The organism is Microcoleus sp. T3_D1, assembly GCF_036700405.1.
GTDB lineage: Bacteria > Cyanobacteriota > Cyanobacteriia > Cyanobacteriales > Microcoleaceae > Microcoleus.
This window is the reverse complement of record NZ_JAUBOV010000001.1, coordinates 186814-204990: the sequence shown is the minus strand read 5'-3', so window position 1 is coordinate 204990 and position 18177 is coordinate 186814. Positions and strand designations below refer to the sequence as shown.

Annotated in this window: 13 protein-coding genes; 7 read left to right on the top strand and 6 right to left on the bottom strand. The window is 46.6% G+C overall.

The annotated features are described in order from the left end of the window. Positions 1–248: 248 nt before the first annotated feature. Together QT992_RS00875 and QT992_RS00870 are read left to right on the top strand one after the other, a co-directional pair. The gene (locus tag QT992_RS00875) at positions 249–1052 is read left to right on the top strand and encodes a DUF2267 domain-containing protein (RefSeq protein WP_333314882.1); all 804 of its coding nucleotides are present in this window, start codon (positions 249–251) and stop codon (positions 1050–1052) included. Positions 1053–1453: 401 nt separating this feature from the next. After that, the gene (locus tag QT992_RS00870; RefSeq protein WP_333314885.1) at positions 1454–4105 is read left to right on the top strand and encodes an EAL domain-containing protein; all 2652 of its coding nucleotides are present in this window, start codon (positions 1454–1456) and stop codon (positions 4103–4105) included. 348 nt (positions 4106–4453) lie between these two features. Here QT992_RS00870 and QT992_RS00865 read toward each other — a convergent pair whose 3' ends face one another. Together QT992_RS00865 and QT992_RS00860 are read right to left on the bottom strand one after the other, a co-directional pair. Further along, the gene (locus tag QT992_RS00865) at positions 4454–6106 is read right to left on the bottom strand and encodes an alpha-amylase family glycosyl hydrolase (protein ID WP_333314888.1); all 1653 of its coding nucleotides are present in this window, start codon (positions 6104–6106) and stop codon (positions 4454–4456) included. Between the two features lie 439 nt (positions 6107–6545). Continuing rightward, positions 6546–7265 carry a response regulator transcription factor gene (locus QT992_RS00860; protein WP_333057024.1) on the bottom strand — a complete coding sequence of 240 codons (720 nt, stop codon included), beginning with the start codon at positions 7263–7265 and terminating at the stop codon, positions 6546–6548. 398 nt (positions 7266–7663) lie between these two features. Here QT992_RS00860 and QT992_RS00855 point away from each other — a divergent pair, with 398 nt between their 5' ends. Then, positions 7664–9532: a PAS domain-containing sensor histidine kinase gene (locus tag QT992_RS00855; RefSeq protein ID WP_333376336.1), complete on the top strand. Its 1869-nt coding sequence runs from the start codon at positions 7664–7666 to the stop codon at positions 9530–9532. Positions 9533–10080: 548 nt separating this feature from the next. Here the strand turns inward: QT992_RS00855 and QT992_RS00850 are convergent. Continuing rightward, on the bottom strand, positions 10081–10608 hold the full coding sequence (locus QT992_RS00850; protein ID WP_333284069.1) for an orange carotenoid protein N-terminal domain-containing protein: 528 nt from the start codon (positions 10606–10608) through the stop codon (positions 10081–10083). A 327-nt stretch (positions 10609–10935) separates the two neighbouring features. Between QT992_RS00850 and QT992_RS00845 the strand changes: the two genes are divergently transcribed. Continuing rightward, a complete protein-coding gene (locus QT992_RS00845) occupies positions 10936–11301 on the top strand; it encodes a hypothetical protein (protein ID WP_333376334.1) in 366 nt (121 codons plus the stop codon). 231 nt (positions 11302–11532) lie between these two features. Here QT992_RS00845 and QT992_RS00840 read toward each other — a convergent pair whose 3' ends face one another. Together QT992_RS00840 and QT992_RS00835 are read right to left on the bottom strand one after the other, a co-directional pair. Further along, positions 11533–12690, bottom strand: coding sequence for a glycerate kinase (locus QT992_RS00840; protein ID WP_333376332.1), 1158 nt, complete (start codon positions 12688–12690; stop codon positions 11533–11535). A 75-nt stretch (positions 12691–12765) separates the two neighbouring features. Further along, a complete protein-coding gene (locus QT992_RS00835) occupies positions 12766–13098 on the bottom strand; it encodes a DUF565 domain-containing protein (protein ID WP_333314901.1) in 333 nt (110 codons plus the stop codon). A gap of 355 nt (positions 13099–13453) precedes the next feature. On the opposite strand from QT992_RS00835, the gene QT992_RS00830 reads away from it, so the two are divergent. The 3 genes from QT992_RS00830 (at position 13454) to QT992_RS00820 (ending at position 16880) form a co-directional block, all read left to right on the top strand. Beyond that, complete coding sequence (locus QT992_RS00830; RefSeq protein ID WP_333337184.1) at positions 13454–14032, top strand: hypothetical protein; 579 nt, start codon at positions 13454–13456, stop codon at positions 14030–14032. A gap of 450 nt (positions 14033–14482) precedes the next feature. After that, complete coding sequence (locus QT992_RS00825; protein WP_333376330.1) at positions 14483–16444, top strand: glycosyltransferase family 39 protein; 1962 nt, start codon at positions 14483–14485, stop codon at positions 16442–16444. 148 nt (positions 16445–16592) lie between these two features. After that, a complete protein-coding gene (locus QT992_RS00820) occupies positions 16593–16880 on the top strand; it encodes a hypothetical protein (protein ID WP_333314906.1) in 288 nt (95 codons plus the stop codon). A gap of 126 nt (positions 16881–17006) precedes the next feature. On the opposite strand, the gene QT992_RS00815 is transcribed toward QT992_RS00820, so the two are convergent. Further along, positions 17007–18155, bottom strand: a complete 1149-nt coding sequence (locus QT992_RS00815) for a Fic family protein (RefSeq protein WP_333314908.1) — start codon at positions 18153–18155, stop codon at positions 17007–17009. Between the last annotated feature and the right edge of the window lie 22 nt (positions 18156–18177).

Here is an 18177-nt window from a genome sequence, read left to right as displayed (position 1 = left end):
AATAGCATTGAATAGTGGCGACAGCTTTTTAGGATATTAACCACATTAGAGATGGGTTCCCATACAAGGATCTACCTAAAGGAAGATTCTAACCGATACTTAATTTTAATAACTTCCACCTGCTGAGAGATACTTGATTACTCTACTTTATACTTCAATGTTTGAAAGTAGTAATCATCACAATTTAAGCCAGTAAAAAAAATCAGTTTTTACATGAGCTTTACCGGATATTAACCTAGGAGGTTTTAATGACAATTCCAATCAGAGACGACCTGACTTACATTTTGCTCAAAAAGATTGGCAGCGGAAACGGCAGGGGAGAGTCGGAAATTAGGAACGCAGCGGAAGAATATGTCGGTCACCCGGTGGCGGAAGCGGAATTGCTCGGTCATTTGGACTACCTCAACCAAAGGGAATTTATCAAAGCTAAGTTTAGTGGCGAGCCTTATGGAGGAACTGAGTTAGTGCCGCCTTTAGTGGCATTTCAAGAAGCTGAGTTAACAGAAAAAGGCCACAAACTGTTACACAAAATGGAGACGAATCCTCCGGTCTCGCTCCACCACGAAGGCTCGGCAGTTCCTATCGCTTCAAAGGATATGCCGTTTTTGGAAAAAGTGATGGTAAACGGTCACTTGGAGGATATTTTTGATGCCCGCGACATTACCGAAGTAGTGTACCGGGTCATGCGCGATGTGATGACAAAAGAAGCAATTGAGCACGTGGAATCTGAATTGCACACAGAAGTTTTGCCTACGGATGACAAAACCCTGCAACAAGAAATAGCAGACCTCTGGAAAGATACCAATCCGCTGGTGGGATTGCTCAGCCGGATACGTCAGCCTTTGACCGGCCCGCCTGCACCTTTGGGGATCGATGGCAATTTGTTTGCACGGAGGGTGGAACTAGAAGGCGCACTTCCTTCAGGAGTAAAACCGGAAACTGCGATCGCCGCTGTATTTTCGGCAACGAAGGATGAGCTGTCCGAGGAGCGAATTCAGGAAATAGCTGGCTTTTTGCCGGACAGAATTCGGGAAATTTGGGCGTCGGCTTAACGAGACATTTTAAGGTATAAATACTTGCCAGCCGGCTTGAGCAACCAGTATTCTCCCTCCAGAGGGCAGAATACGGGTTGGTCAAGCAGGTTTCTCTATAGCTTTTGTGTTGTAGCTGTGCAATTGCTTTGTATTGAGGACTCAAGTCCGATCGAACTCGATCGGACTTGAGTCCTCACTACTTGTCAGATCGCTCTTTCCTTGCTTTGTAAGTGCTGTGAAAAACCCGGTTCATCACCGAAATTGGTCGGAAAACCCGAAATATCCCCAGAAACCGAGTTTCTCGGTCTTGGGTTGGGTCAAGCCCCTAGACGGGGCGAAAGTGTTGTAATGTATAATACAGGGCAAGTTAAGACTGTGGCTCGCAAAAATGCTGTCAACAGCCCGGGAGCTCAAAAGCGATGACCCGCACCAAAGTTAGACAAATGTCACGATCGACTTTAGAACAAGAGATTTTACTCAATCGAATTACCAATCGCATCCGTAACTCTTTAGAACTCCAAGAGATTTTGACCACCACTGCGCGAGAAATCCGCAGCTTTTTAGAAAGCGATCGAGTAAAAGTTTATCGCTTTGAGGCAGACGGTAGCGGTGAGGTGATTGCTGAGTCCATCAACAGCGACAAGTTGCCATCTATGCTGGGTTTGCGCTTTCCACCAGGCGACATTCCCCAGAGTGCTCGGGAAATGTTTCTCAAAGCGCGGCAGCGAGTGATTGTAGATGTGGAATTGCAGCATCAAACAATTAATCGGTTAGATTGTCCCGAAACCGGCAAAACTTTAGCAGTTGAAGATATTAGCTATCGTCCTGTAGACCCCTGTCACGCTGAATATCTGAAGGCTATGGGGGCACGTTCTTCTCTGACGGTGCCGATTTTGCATCAAAATCACCTTTGGGGACTGTTGGTGTCTCATCACAGCCAACCGAAACGGTTTAGCGATCGAGAATTGAAAATGGTGCAGTTGCTTGTGGATCAACTTTCAATTGCGATCGCCCAATCTTTTCTGCTGAGTCAAGCTAGACAGCAAGCGCGCGACGAAGCCGTTATCAACCAAATTACCAGTTTGCTGCATTCTCCTCTGGAACTAAACGAAATTCGCAAAGCAGTTCTCGAACAAACTGTCAAGCATTTACGCGGTTCAGGAGGGCGACTCTACATTGCAGCCGAGTTTGGCGATCGGCCGGCTTTGCTTTATACCTGTGGCCAGCAGCCTGCAGACATCGACCTTGAACTCAGCCCGTTTTGGCAGCAGATTATGGGGAGGGCCAACCAAGACGATCGAGCACAAACTGCTAATCATACAAGCCAATTAGGTATTTTTGAAAATCTCTATTCCCAGCATTACAGCTCAATTGACAGCAATATTTCCAGTTATATCGTACCGCACTTGTACGCAATTTCCGATATTTCTAAAGAACCTCAACTCAAATCTGTATCTGCCAATTTAGTCGCAGCTTCCATTCGATCGTTTTTGGCCGTACCGCTGCAATACCGCCAACAGTGCATCGGCTGTCTCACCGTTTTTCGCAGCCCTATACAAACCGAAATTTTGTGGGCGGGCCGTTGCAGTTCGGACGCCCGGAACGATCGTCCCCGACAGTCCTTTGCAGCTTGGAAAGAAATCAAAACAGGCGAAGCTCAAAAGTGGACCAGCGAGGAACAGAAGCTAGCACAATCTTTAGGAACTCACCTGTACATGGCTGTAATGCAGAGGCGTGTAGAGGCGATGATCCGACATCAAGCTTCTCACGATCCATTAACGGGTTTACCTAATAGATTACTGTTTAATGAAAGGCTGTCTTTAGCTTTAGCTAGCGCTCACCAAAATGGAGAAATGCTGGCAGTAATCTTTCTAGATTTAGATAGATTTAAAAATGTTAACGATACTCTCGGTCACCCAGTGGGCGATTTGTTGCTGCAAAGTGTATCTCGGCGTTTGACTAACTGTTTGCGCGTCGGGGATTCGATGGCTCGTTGGGGCGGAGATGAATTTACTGTGCTGCTGTACAATATCACCACCCCAGAGGAAGCAACTAAGATTTGCCAGCTAATTATCCAGAGTTTAAGCACTCCTTTTGATTTTGAGGGTTTGGAACTTTATATTAAGGCTAGCTTGGGAATTGCTTTGGCTCCTTACGACGGAGAAGATGCAGAAACTTTGCTGAAAAATGCTGATGCTGCGATGTACAAAGCTAAACAGAAAGGTCGCAATAATTATCAGTTTTACACGCAGGCGATCGGCAGTAAAGTCTCCGAGGATCTGAACTTAGAAAATCATCTTTACAAAGCTCTAAACAAATCTGAGTTTGTCCTGTACTATCAACCGCAAATAAATTTAAATACTGGCAAAATAGTGGGCATGGAAGCTCTGATTCGCTGGGAGCATCCCGAACGCGGTTTGATTCCTCCCGATCGATTTATTCCCTTAGCTGAGGAAACAGGATTAATCTGCCAAATTGACGAATGGGTGATGCGGACTGCTTGCTTGCAAAATCGAGCGTGGCAGTTACTGGGATTGCCGCCGATGCGGATAGCGGTGAATTTATCAGCCCGCCAGTTTCTGCAACCTCACACGGTACAAATCATCGCTGAAATTTTATCAGAAACCAAGTTAAATCCCGAGTATTTAGAAATAGAAATTACCGAGAGCATTGCCATGACAGATGTGAGCTTTACGGTGTCGGTATTGCAGCAGTTGCAGGACATGGGAATTCACATTTCTCTGGACGATTTTGGCACCGGTTATTCTTCGCTGTGGTCTCTGAAAAACTTTCCGCTCAATAATTTAAAAATAGACAAATCCTTCGTGGCAGATTTGGTGACGGGCAGCAACGGTGCTACTATTGTGAAACTGGCGATCGCCTTGGGACAGGGGCTGAATTTACAGGTGATTGCTGAGGGAGTGGAAACAGCAGAACAGTTAGCGTTTTTGCACTCGCATAAGTGCGATATGGGTCAGGGTTACTTCTTTAGCAAACCAATACCGGCGGCGGCGGCAACGCAATTGTGCCTAGAAAATCAATCGGGGAACAAACAAAAGCTTCTCTTTTGAGCGATATCTGTAGGAACAAAGGCTTTCGCCGTTTCCGGCGCGGGGAGTAAGACACGGCGCCATGCCCATAGGTGTCAACTTAGCGTTAAACCCGCACTCCGGCAGTCCGGCAGGGGTTGAAACCCCTGCCTCAAAGCTGAAGTCCTCGCTATGAGGACTGAAAAACTCATTAGTCCTCATAGCGAGGACTTCAGCTATTAGACAGGGACTTCAGTCCCTGGCGGACTGCCGGGTGGGAGGACTGGCGGACTGATAGCTTAAGTTGACACGACGAAAGGCAGTGCCGTTTTCCTACATAATGATTATTTTGGGGTAGGGAAACGGCGAAAGTCTTTGTCCTCCGTTGCCTTACTGCCAAACAAACACTTTCGCTTCGTATTCCGGCAAGTCAATCATAATATTGTCATCGCCCGATTCAATATCATAATTCCCCGTCCATTCGTGCCAAGTTCCGTTTGCCGGGAAGTGGGGAACGCTGTAACCAGCTAAATAATTTTCCGAGAAATTCGCCACTACAACAACTCTCGAACCTTCATCGTTCCAGCGAGTGTAAGCAAAAACTTTCGAGTCTGGGTCTTCGTGGAAAAAGTCGATGTTTTCTGTGTAAAGTGCTTGGTTATTTTTACGCAGGTGAATCAAGCCTTTGTAGTATTCCCACAAACCTTTATTGAGGTCATTTCCTAGCAGCGTCCAGTCTATTTTAGCTTGCTCAATTGTTTTGCCTTTATATTCGCCAAATTCTTCGCCCATCCAAATCAGCGGCACGCCAACTGCTGTCATTAACAGCACGGTTCCCAACTTCGCCCGCTTGAATGCTGCTTCATCCAAAATTCCGCGCGATCCCAATTCGGCAAAAACGCGATCGTGATCGTGATTACTCAAATAATTGACTACATTCGTCGCACCCAAGTAACCTTGCCGCTTGCAGTCGATTACCTCTTTGAGACGTTCTAAATCAAAATTGTCCCCGCAGAGTTGTGGAATTATGGAGTGATAGAAACTGTCGTGCCAGCAGCCGTCCATCGGCCCGTCTAGATTGGTGATGCTGGGATCGTCGGGAATGTATTCCGCAACGGTGTAAAACGGTTTGGGGCCGGCGACATTTTTGGCTTCTTGAACTACCCAGTGCATAAAATCGTAGTTAGCAATTTGTCGCGCCGCGTCGAAACGAATGCCGTCGAGATGATATTCTTGAATCCAGAAGCGGACTGTATCGCCAGCAAATCTGCGCGCCGGGAAAGTTCCTAAGTTTTCGTCGTAGAATTCGTAGTTAAATTCCGGGCCCCAATTGTTGTCTGGATCGCGGGGTTCGTGGTGGTACCAATAATCGTGATCGATTTGAGTGAGGGGGCTCGACGCTTCCGAGTGGTTGTAAATCCCGTCGATGATGACGCGAATGCCGCGCCCGTGACACTCGTCTATCAGGTTTTTGAGTTCTTCTGTGGTTCCGTAGCTGGACTCGGCAGCGAAGAAGTAGCGGGGGTTGTAGCCCCAACTGTAGTCGCCTGGGTATTCTTTGAGGGGCATGAGTTCGATCGCGTTGATGCCGAGTTCGACTAGGTAATCGAGTTTTTCGACGACGTGCTTGTACTTGCCGCGGGCGAGGGGGTCGGCTTCGCCGCCGGAAAAGTCGGCAACGTGCATTTCATAAATCACTAATTCCCGATCGGCCGGCAGCGGTTTGTCGTCGTGTTTCCACACGTAGGTATCGACAATGCGATCGCCATCTTTGATCCGAACAAGGCCGTTTTGACTTGGATCGTCGATGTCAGTCGCGTAGGGATCGACCACATCTACCCACTGATCGGGTTCCACAAACCAGCTTTTCGACTGAACGCGGAATTTGTATTGATAAACGCCATCCTCCAACTCAACTCGCGTGCGGAAATAACCATCTTCGTCCTTTTCCATCGGAATATCTTCCCAATTAGAAAAAGAGCCAATCAAGGCAGCTCCTTTGTTGTAGGGAGCAAATAACTTGAATTCAATTGGGGCGGCCATAATACCTCTTTCTAAAATATTTCAGTAGCAGTAGATACTTTTAATTTCGCAAATTTAAGCGAACTCAGCATCACTCTACGGATATAATTTCTTTAAGGCTTAACTATTCCTAAAAGTCTCGTAATCTGGTCTCTGTCTCTGCCTTTTATCAAGTGAAATCGCGCAATATCGGCAGTGCGAGCGAAATTTATCTAACTGGGGATCGCTCAACAATAAGTATTAGTAATAAGATAGTTTTTTAGCATCTATCTTAAGGTAGATTTACTTTTTTTAAAATTTAAAATATATATGTACTGGGATAGATGCGGCTTTAAAATTTCCCCTTTTATTAACAACGAACAATTAGTCACTCGCCGTGCACTGCACAGCCTAAATCAGTTGCTGTAAGGTGCGCCCAGCGCACCCTACTTTTAACTTGATTATGCGTGATGATAAGGCTTCATCCAACCAAGCCAGAACGCAGGGCGAGAACGGCTGCCTGAGTGCGGTCATCAGCGCACAACTTGTTCAAAATATTGCGGACGTGAGTCTTGACTGTACCGACAGTAATGTAAAGCTTTTCGGCGATTGCAGCATTGCTGTAACCCTGTACGATCAGTTCCAAAACCTCTAATTCCCGCTCGGTTAAAGGGTAAGTCTCAATGATGTGACTAAACTCCGGTTCGGCCGCCTTAATTGTGACTCTTTTGCCCTCAGCCTTCGGTTCTTCCGGCGCGGGTTCCTGAGTGCGAGCTTGTTTCAGGACGATACGGGCGATCGCCGGATCGATCCAAGAGTTACCTTCGTGAGTGACTTTTACTACATCTAATAACTGATCGAAGCTAATATCTTTCATGCAGTAAGAATCAGCTCCGGCGGCAAAAGCTGCCAGAACTTCTTCTTCATTGTCCTGAAAAGTCAGAATCAAAATTTTGGTATCAGGATCGGACTCCGCTACCGATTTTTTGAACTTTTGTGTAAGTTCAATGCCATCAAAATCCGGCAAGCCAATGTCTACAATTGCCACGTCAGGTTTTGAAGACTGAAGCAGTTTCAAGCCCTCTGTAGCGTTAGCTGCATCGCCGACAACTTCTATGGTGTCACGCTGTTGTAAAGCTGTGCGGATGCCGACTCTTGTCAGGTCATGGTCTTCTACCAAAGCAACGCGAATTTTACTCATCTTTCTTCCAATAGCCCGCTAAACTTTTAAAATATCGTCAACTGACTCAGCTAAACTGAGTAAATTTGAGAATGTGTCCTGATTTAGGGTTTTACAGGTCGCACATCATTTTTAAGCATACTCATGCAGCCGCCAAGAATGCAAGTTAATTTTTAAGTTATTTTGCGGCGATGCCTGCACGAGCCTTCCTCGGGACAGGTAAGCTCTCAATGTTTCAACAGTTTAACTGAATTATCTCATTGTCCGCCCGTTGATAGAGGTAAAGATACCACTACCCAGATAAATTTAAAGTATAAAAAATTTTGATGCACTTGGATCGTCAAAATCAATAAAGCTAGCAGCACGAGTCTTTAGCCGATGTTAGGGCTGTAGTCCAATGCTTATTTATATAACCTGTTATGACTCAGTATCACGGCAATAAGTCTTTTGAGTCGGAGTTTTCCGACTCTGAAATCTTACACAAAGTATCTGAAATAACATCCCCCCAACCGCAAGTTGGCGACGGTCAAACTCAGGACGATCGCCTGTGGTCGGCAATTCCTCAGATAGTGTGGAAAACAAATGCCGACGGCTGGGCGACTTATTTCAGTCAGCGCTGGGAGGAGTACACGGGGCTACCAGCAGCAGCAGCTTTGGGTTTCGGCTATCTGGCGCGCGTCCACCCAGAAGACCGCCCTCGTCTATTGGCGAGATCGCACACTTCTAAGTTCCCGCCGCCAAGTTACGAAATTCTATTTCGTCTGCAGACGCGAGAGGGCACTTACCGCTGGAACGTGGCGAGAGGATGGCCCGCTAACCCCGACAGTCAGGAAGTTTTGGAGTGGGTGGGAACCTACATAGATATGGAGCCGATCGAACAAACTCAAGCCGAGCCCCAAGCAGAACTAGAGTTGTGCCACCATCAAGCGCGCTCGGAAGCTAACTTCAACGCTGAAAAAAGGTGCGAATCCCGGACGGTAATAGAGCCGGGGCGGGAGTTACAGGTGATAGAGCAGTTTACAAATATATTGAGCCAGCGCGCGGGTAATTGGGGTGAATTGGTGCAAGCCATCGCGGACGCGACTGTAGAGGCGATCGCAGGAGCGGAATTTTGCCTAGTTGCTCTCCTGGAGTCCGATTGCACCGGCCTCAAACTCAGCGCTGTCGGGGGCACGGAAAACTTTGGTGGGGGCAAAACCCCGCACGTGCAAAACAAGCTGCTGTGGAAAGCATTTGCGACGGGAGAGTCTGTAGTCTGCCGGTCGGAGTCTAGCGACGGCTTGCTGCCGGCGGCGGCTTGTGCAGCGGCGATCGAGTCGGGGCCAAGCGGGCGTTTGGGTGTGTTGGCCATCGGCAACGGGAAAGACAGCATGGCGATGGACGGGCATACTCAGCAAGTGCTGGCGGTGATGGGAAGACAAGCTGCGATCGCGATTAACAACGCACTGGCGATCGAAAAATTAAAAAAGCAGGAACAGCTTTTAGACTTGCAAAACGAGCTGCTAATTCGCCAGCAGGAAGAACTGGAAAATCAGGGGCGACGCCTTCAACAGCAAAAATTGGAACTGCTAGAAGCAGCCAAGTTAAAATCGCAATTTTTGGGCATCATGTCCCACGAATTGCGAACTCCAATGAATTCGATTATCGGCTTTTCCCAATTGCTGCTGCGCCAGCACAAACAACTGCTGACCGCCCAGCAAACAGAAATGGTGGGACGCATTTTACATAACGGCAAAAATCTGCTACTGCTGATTAACGATATCCTCGACCTCTCCAAAATCGAGAGTGGTCGCACAGAATTAAAAATTGAAAAATTTGATTTAGCGCATTTAGTAATGGATGTCGCCCTGGAATTCGGAAATCAAGCCACCGATAAGAATGTGGCATTGTCCGTCAGCGTGTGCTTGCAGGATCAGTTGATAGTTAATGACAAGTTGCGCCTGCGGCAAATTTTGGCCAATCTCGTTTCCAACGCGGTTAAATTTACGCATGAGGGCAGCATCTACATTGAGGTGCGGGAATTAAATCGCGATCGGCTAATTATCACCGTTCGGGATACAGGAATCGGCATCTGTGAAAAGGCTCTTCCCCACATTTTCGACAAGTTCCACCAAGGCGACCAAACCACAACTCGCCAATATCCAGGCACCGGTTTAGGACTAGCTATTTGTGCTTCTTTAGTCAAGATTATCGGGGGCACAATTACGGTAGAAAGTCAACCCCAAAAAGGTTCGATATTTCGGATGGAATTCCCGCGAAAAATTTACCCGAAAAAACTCATTTGCTGACTGAAAACCTTTTTTATACCTGTTATGAAAAATAGGGCTACATATAGATTATACGGGAGCATCTGTATTGAAACACCCACACATAAGTCCGGCGCGGGGTGCTTCGACTTTTAATAATTGGTATAAGATTGATGATTAGAGTTCTTGCAAAAGTAAAATTCACCCCCCGCAAGTCCCCCCCTTATTAAAGAGGGAAACAAGAATAATCCTGCTTCCTCTCCTCCCCTTGTATCAGGGGAGTGTTCCCGATAGGGCGTGGGGTGGGCGTCCCGCCCGCCCTTTCTGGACGGGCGGGACGCCCATCCCACAAACCATCAAAATTGTAAGTTATTTAATTCTCATTCCATAGAAAGACTTTCGTTTCTCTCTAATACACGAAAGAATAAATAAGACTAAGAGCAAAAAAAGGTTGTACCTACTAATTATAGCGGTAGGGTGCGCCGAGGCGCACCCTACATATAGAGGCTTTGGGTAATTCCTTTATTCTTGAGTCTCTCTCTGCTAGGAGGAGAGTTTGTGTAGGATAGGTTGCAACAGCAGACTCTTATCTAAAGACTAGAAGTTTTCCCTACTTCGGCCTGAGTAGCAATTGGTTTAACATCGGTGTAGCCCATATTATTAGCTACGTCGCGCAGCACCGAAATTTGCTGTTCAAACTCAAGACCTTCAAATTGACCCAACACGCCATTGACAGCCTCAGTTGCCTCATATCCTTCGGGGATATCGACAATTGTTTCCCCCATACCAATAGCCCAAGCATACCAAACCACCAACTGATTGTTAGCAGTTAAAGCTCCGTAAGCGTGAGAATACGGCGTGTCGTCGCGGTTAACAATACCTCGCATTATATTCAGTTGTTGGTCATGGGAAAGCTTGTAAAAATCATCGAGCAGCATGGGAGCTAATTGTGGGTCAGCAGCGGCGGGAGCGGCTGGTGTAACTGAATCTCCCATTTTTTCATAAACAAAGTAGAGCAGCGCCAGCTTTTCATCTGTACCCAACCCGTTGATTGCCTGAACTATGTTTTGAGTGTCGTTGGAGAGAGAGTGAGGATTGGTCGCGGCGGGTGAGTTCATAAATAAAATTCCTTAAAAATGCTTCCAGAATATATAAGTATCAACATTTGTAAGTGCAAGTCACCATCCCCGAGAGGTAATACGATTTTAGATTTTAGATTTTAGATTTTAGATTAAACAATGAGGAATGGCTGAGTATGTATGGGTTTGGAGGTTGCCTCAAGCTGCATTATTTTAAGAAACTCGTGTAATGTTAAGACACCACCCTAGGATAAATCATCCTTAAGATAGAAGCCAACGATACATCTGCGGGTAGATGAAAAAGCCGGGGATATAAGTAATAATTGATACAGTGAATTGTTAAATAAAACTAGCAAGGAGTCGGCTATGTCTGAAATCAATACAGAACCAAATAACATTGAGAACTTTGACGCTCAGCAGATCGCTGAAAGCGCGGAAGCTGGAGAACAAAAGTTGCCGACCGTTGATGTATCAGCAGACTACGAAGCTTCAAAAGAATTCAGCGTTAGTGACATCGATCGCACGGGTGCCGGCGCCGAAGCTGCCGCCGCTGCAACTGCACCTAAATTTGATATTCCCGCTCCTACAGAGATCCCACTGCCTGCCGATTCAAGCGGCAATCCCGATGCTTTTCGTTCGATGGCTCAGGACATTACGCCTGCAGGTACACCGGGCGAAGTTACCGACGATTTGATGCAGAAAGCGATCGAGCTTGGTACTCCCGGCAGTTAATTTAGAAATTCTCAATCTCGATGCAAGACCTCTGTATTGTAGGGTGCTTATGGCGCGCCTTACCCCTCTAATTCGCGCGTCAAACCACTTTTTTGATAAGTCCTGAATTCTCAATTGAGTGCACGATAAGCTGCAATACAGTAGGGACACAACATTGTTGTGTCCTTAAAAGCTGCAATACGGTAGGGACACAACCTTGTTGTGTCCTTAAAGCGTTAATTTTAACTCTCCCTAATCGCTTAAATTTAAGTCGATCGCCCGACAGATTTTACCGACAGTGCGATCGCTCATAATTTCAATTACCAAATCCACCCGATCGCCCTCCACCATCGACTTAATAAATAACTCGGGATGCAGCGCTTTCCAGAAATATTCAACAAACCGATTAATTTCGGCTTCTGACATTCCCGACTTTCCCGCCGCCATCATTTCCCGTTCCGCCTGATTGCGCCACACTTGAGAAATGCGATAATCTTGGGGATACAAAACCATCAACCGATCTAATCGGTTCCACAGCGGCAGATAGTCGTGCAGCTTCGCATTCATATCGCGCGCAAACTGACAGTCGCCCTCTGTGGAAATCGGAAACGGTGCAGCCGCCAAAAACTCGTTCAATTTGGCATCAACCACCGGATTCACACCGACAAACCAACCTTCAAAAAGTACAATATCCGCACCGGAAATAATTTCGGGTTGACTTCTATCTCCTGCACCTCCATAGGCAGATTTGTCAAATCTGGGAATTTCTATATTTTTAATTATATCCGGTTTGATGGCATCAGATTTGGGATTGTCAACGGCTGCTAAATCGCGAGTTTGAGAACCGCGCAACTTGTCTAAAACTGCGATTCCCAAGTCAATATCGTGAGTGCCGGGGGGGCCGCGCCAAATTAAACGCGGGTCTGCTTTTTGGAGTTGTTGGCGATCGGCATAAGTCTTATAAATATCGTCTAAAGAAAGGCTGACAGTAGAATATCCCAATTTTCCCAGAATCAGCCTCAAAACGTGGCATAAAGTAGTTTTTCCCGTTCCTTGCCCTCCTAAAATTCCTTGAATTAGAGGACGCTTTAAACTTTGTTTTGCAGTCGATAATTGCATTGCCAGCGGCAGCCAAAGATTCCACAAAGTTTCGAGTAAAACAGTTGACTTTAGGGGGAAAGTATGCAGGTCGTCAAGAATAGAAAAGAATAAATCGGTTTTGCAGCGGACAACATCGGCTGCATTATCGGGAGTAATGCCAAAAGCGCGCGTTAGCGAAGCCCTCGAAGAGGATCGCAAATCATCGGCAAGTTCCCAAAAAGCCAGGTGCTCGAAGTCGGGAGCGAGCGGGCGATTGCCGGCTTGCCACCGATGTAAAATTTCAACAGGGGTTACAGTCGATCGATCCATATCCTAAAAAATCTCGCTAGCGGGGGCTAGTTTTGTATAAATACTATCTACAACCGACAAATATTTCCCCTCTTTTTAAGAGCCAAGTTTGAAAGCCTCCACAAATAAATTGTAAGTCACGCCAATTTTCAGAGCATAGAGCATATCCACCCAAAAAGAACGGGCTACAGGCCGCGGGCCACCGTAAACCAGCCAGCTAACGAACTCCGTCAACAACACCAACAGCCCGGCCGCGATAATATCCCAATCCGCAGATTGTCCGGCGATCGTCGAAATAGCAGTTCCCAAAAAAGTGCCGAACAGCAGACTAATTAGCAGGAGCGAAATCCGCCGCCAAGGATTGCTCAGCCAGCCTCGGAAGCGATCGCCCAGAACATCAATCAATCTGTTAATTCGGGTATTCTGCATAAAAGTTATACAATTTGAGATTTGAGATTTGAGATGGGGAATGACTGATGACTATGGGGGTTTGGGGTACGGGCCTATAGTTGCATTCTTTTTTTAAACTGGTATTAAAAGTTATACCGATGAGTCAAAAAATGCCGCTCCCGACCAACTCCAAATCCTTACCGGGGTCAGTATGTCGCCCTCTAAAATCTCAAATTTAACATCTAAGATGGTATTGAGCGATCGGCGACTTATCGCCGAGAACGGTCAGTAAATTTAAGTGTAACTGTATCTTGTGGCACAGCAGCCCCTGGTTTTACATTAAAAATAGTTAAGACTCATTGCGGGTGCAGTCTATCCTTTAAGCCTAAAATTTATGAATCTTAAAATTTACCAGATCGTAATTGGAGTGTCGATCGTCCTAATTACAGGAATGTTTCTAGGACGTTTTGAAATCACTATCTCCAACGGTTCCAATCAGTCGAGCGATTGGCCCTCACAAGCCACCGCACTCCCCCCAATACCCCCCGTTTCCCCAGTCGCGACAGCTTCTGCAGACACCGCCAGCGAGCCCAAACCCGACTCAACACCAACCCCCCCAGATCCAGAGGAGGAATTGCTTTCCTCAATCCCTGCAAATACTAAAGCCGCCGGCAGTCTGCGCGTCAGCAACCGCAGCGAACACCCAGTGCGAGTGGCCCTGCTGTCGAAACGGCAAGCCGAGAAATCCTATGGAAAACCCGCGCACTGGGACTTTGCGCCGGGGGAAGGTGGCGGCAAGGGACTGATGCTATCACTGCCGGAGGGCAAGTTAAAAGTCCAACAGGGAGACATTTTGGTGGTTTTTGCTCAGGATGGTTCTCGCCGCTACTGGGGGCCTTACGTCGCCGGGGAGACACCCTCGCCCGCTTGGAACAGCACAGCCGGAGAATGGCAATTAATTTTGCAGCCGTGAACGCTTAGCTGCAGATGCCGAGATTTTGGTCGAGAAAGCCGGTCGATCCGGTCTTGTTGAGAATGGTGCGGCTATGTGAGGTTAAACTCACATAGTGGCACCATTCTCAAGAACAGGCAAGATGCCTGTTCCACAAAGAGTGAATTTTTTTGTGGGGAGTAGGGGTTGGGCAGGAGAGCCCGCCCATGAAAGTCTTGTGGAGAATGGTGCAACATCTCTGTTTAACTGATATCTTGCACCATTCTCAGCAACAGGCAAGATGCCTGTTCCACAAAGAGTGAATTTTATTGTGGAACAGGCATCTTGCCTGTTCATAAAAGCCTTGTTGAGAATGGTGTAACATCTGAGTTTAACCGGATTCGATCGACTTGGGAGTTTCGAGAATGCGAATCTTTCGGTAGACTCTCTATGCGAGCTAAAATTTAAAATCTAAAATCGCAGGAAGTTTGCGTGAAGGAAGTTATTAAAAATTTGTCAGAGTTTAGGAAGCGCCCGTTAGCGAAATCCTCGAAGAGGATCGCACCAAAGCTGCTATCGCTGTTGTGGCTGTGCGCGATCGCCTGGGTAGGTTTCTTGTGGAATCTCGGCAACATCGGTTTAGTTGACGAAACCGAACCGTTGTTTGCCGAAGCCGCCCGTCAAATGACGCTGACAGGAGATTGGATCACTCCTTATTTCAACGGCGAAACCAGGTTTGACAAGCCACCGTTGATTTACTGGCTGATGGCGGTGGCTTACCGCACGCTGGGTGTTAACGAATGGGCCGTGCGTCTTCCCTCGGCCTTGTGTGCGATCGGTCTGACTTGCCTCGGATTTTATACCCTATCGAAGGAAGGAGGAAGAAGGAAGGAGGAAGAAGGAAGAAGGAAGGAAGAAGGGCACGACACGGATACGGACACGGATACACGGATGAATGTAACTATGTTTCCTCCCTCACTCTCCCACTCTCCCACTCCCCCACTCTCCCCCTCTCCCCGTCTTCCCCTCTTTCTTTCTACTCCTTGGATTGGTGCTGCCCTAATAGCTTTAAATCCCCAAACTATTGCCTGGGGACGGACTGGCGTTTCAGATATGCTATTAGTTAGTTGTATGTGTTCGGCACTATTCGCATTTTTTCTCGGTTACACTCTAGAAGAACAGAGAGAAAAAGCCGAATTTTCCACCGTTTCCGCTTCCCGATTTCCCAATAAGTGGTATCTGACTTTTTACGTACTAATTGCCTTAGCAATTCTGGCTAAGGGGCCTGTGGGAATTGTCTTGCCAGCGCTGATTGTTGGCTGCTTCGGGCTTTATTTGGGAAATTTTTGGCAACTTTGGCGCGAAATGCGTCCGGTGTCTGGAATCTTGATTATTCTGGCGATCGCCTTGCCTTGGTACATTTTGGTTATTTTAGCCAACGGTCAAACTTATATTGACAGCTTTTTTGGCTATCACAATTTCCAGCGTTTTACTGGAGTAGTCAATAAGCACTCGGCGCCTTGGTATTTTTACTTTTTTGTAGTGCTAGTTGGTTTTGCACCTTGGTCGATTTATTTGCCGGTGGCGATCGCCCGTACCCGTTTTTGGCAGCGCAGTTACTGGCGTCGTCAACCGCGATCGGCTCAGTTGAGTTTATTTGCCCTATTTTGGTTCGTCTGCATCTTTGGCTTTTTTACGATCGCCGTGACAAAATTGCCCAGTTATGTATTGCCTTTAATCCCCGCCGCTGCGATTTTGGTAACGCTGCTGTGGAGCGATATTATTGCAGGCAACGAACCAGAAAATAGCCGGGGAAAGTTAGTAAAAAAACCTAATTCTTTACCGCGAGGGCTGTTAGTTACATACATTTTCAATGTCATATTTTTACTGATTATAGCCGGAGCAACTTTCTACTGCTACAACTGGCTCGGAGACGACCCGGCTATGCCCAATTTTCCCCAAGCAATTCAGCAGTCGGGATTGCTGATTGTCGGCGGTACGATTTGGATAACTGCGGCGGTGGCGATCGCACTTTTACTCTGGAAGCGGCAACAGCGCTGGATTTTGGTTGCTAACTTCATCGGGTTAGTAGCATTTATCATATTTGGTCTTACTCCCGCCTACAATTTGGTCGATATCCACCGCCAGTTACCTCTGAGACAGTTAGCACAGGTGGCGGTTCAACAAAAACTGCCCGGAGAAGAGTTTATTATGGTTGGTTTCTGGAAACCCAGTCTGGTTTTTTATACCCAAGAGCCTGTGACTTACTACCGAGCTGTCAGAAGGGCGATCGACTACATTAAGGAATCTAAAAACCCAACTTCTCCCTCTATTTTGGTGCTGGGATATCCAGAGAAATTTGTGGAATTAGGATTGCAGCCAAATCAATATCAATTGTTGGACAGTAGGGGCGCTTACCAACTCGCCAGGGTTCCGAGACAAGCATTTCGATAGTGTATTGTACTGCGGTGTGAGCCGACCTATAGGGTGTGAAAGTAGGGGCAATCCCCCCGTGGTTGCCCCAGAATTGGGATAGGGTGCATCTAGAACTGTAAAAGCTATAATCTAGTCACTACTTAAAACCCGAAGCTCGGAGCCTACAATGGTTTCAATTCTCAACAAACCCTCCTCATTAATCCATGAGATTTGCATTGAAAAAGTCGATCGGTGGAAGTTGTTCAAATTTAGTGAATCGCTCCAACAGCGCAGGTCACAATTGTTAGAGAAGAAAAAGGCAGATCAACTAATGGCAGAAGAGGTAGCGGAACTCGATACCATTGGGGAATTAGATCGCATCTTTACCCATATCAATGCAATGATGGTGGCTCAAGATGTCGCTCAGCGAGCCGACGAGACAGACGGTTCGAGAAAGAGCGAGCTATTTATGTGAATACTGTCATATATAGCGGTTCTTGGCCAGATGCAGGTACCTCCTGGAAGCTAAAAAGCTTGATAATCAATGGATTAAGTGTACTTCACTAGGGTAATAAATGCTATAGTTTGGCTGGATTTGTTGCTAAGAATCCCGGAAAACAGCTAGATATGGAGCATAAGAAAATGCTCGATTACGTTTTTGTCCAGTAATTTCTTCCACAAGACCTATATCACTAAGAGCCTTAATTAAAGCGTTGGCGTTAGGATATGACAAACTCGTAATTTCTTCAGCGTGTTCTACATTAAAGATTGGTCTGAAATAAAGGCTCTCAAGCAATGCGATTGCATTCCCTGATTTACGCCCCATTGTGTTGAGGACTAATTGGCGATGTTCTTCTTTTAAGTTGACTATTTTACGGGCAGTAGCCGCAGCTTCCTGAGCCACTTCGTAAACCCCACGCAGAAAAAATTTCAGCCACCCTTCCCAGTTGCCACTGTCCCTAACAGCCTGAAGACGATCGTAGTATTCAGAGCGATATTTCTTGAAATAGTGAGAGATATAAAGTAGTGGGCGTTGCAGTATATTTTGTTCGCACAACAGAAACGTGATTAATAATCGCCCTGTTCTTCCATTACCATCGAGAAAAGGGTGAATTGTTTCAAACTGAGCATGAGCCAATCCCACTTTTATCAAGGTAGGTATAGGTTGTGGACTATGCAAAAATTTCTCCAAATTATCTAGTGATTGGAGCATTTCATAGGGTGGAGGAGGGACATAAGTGGCCTCCTTTAAGGAACATCCTCCTGCACCAATCCAATTCTGAGTGCTGCGAAACTCTCCTGGATCGCGCTCAGCACCTCTTACGCCTTGCATTAACTCTTTGTGAATTTCTCGAATTAATCGCAAAGATACAGGGAAACTCTTGAGCCGCTCAAGACCATAATTAATAGCAGCGATATAGTTTACAACCTCAGCCACCTCTTGAGGATTGTTCGGTTCTAAAGCCTGAGATTCAAATTCTAGGACATCTATCAAAGATGCTTGTGTGCCTTCAATTTGGCTCGAAAGAACTGCTTCTTTCCGAACATACATAAACACAAATAGATCTGGATTGGGTAGAGCATCCGTTGCTCCGTCTAGCCGCCCCAGCGCACGATCTGCCTGAGACAGCAGATCCCACATTTCCTGATCCATAATAATCTCAGGTTTGGGTGGCAGCGGATTAGGTATAAAGGCTTTGTAGCCTGCAATCTGTTCGACATATTGACCGGCTCTAGTCCCTATGAACATTGTTATCGGTTCCGTTAATACT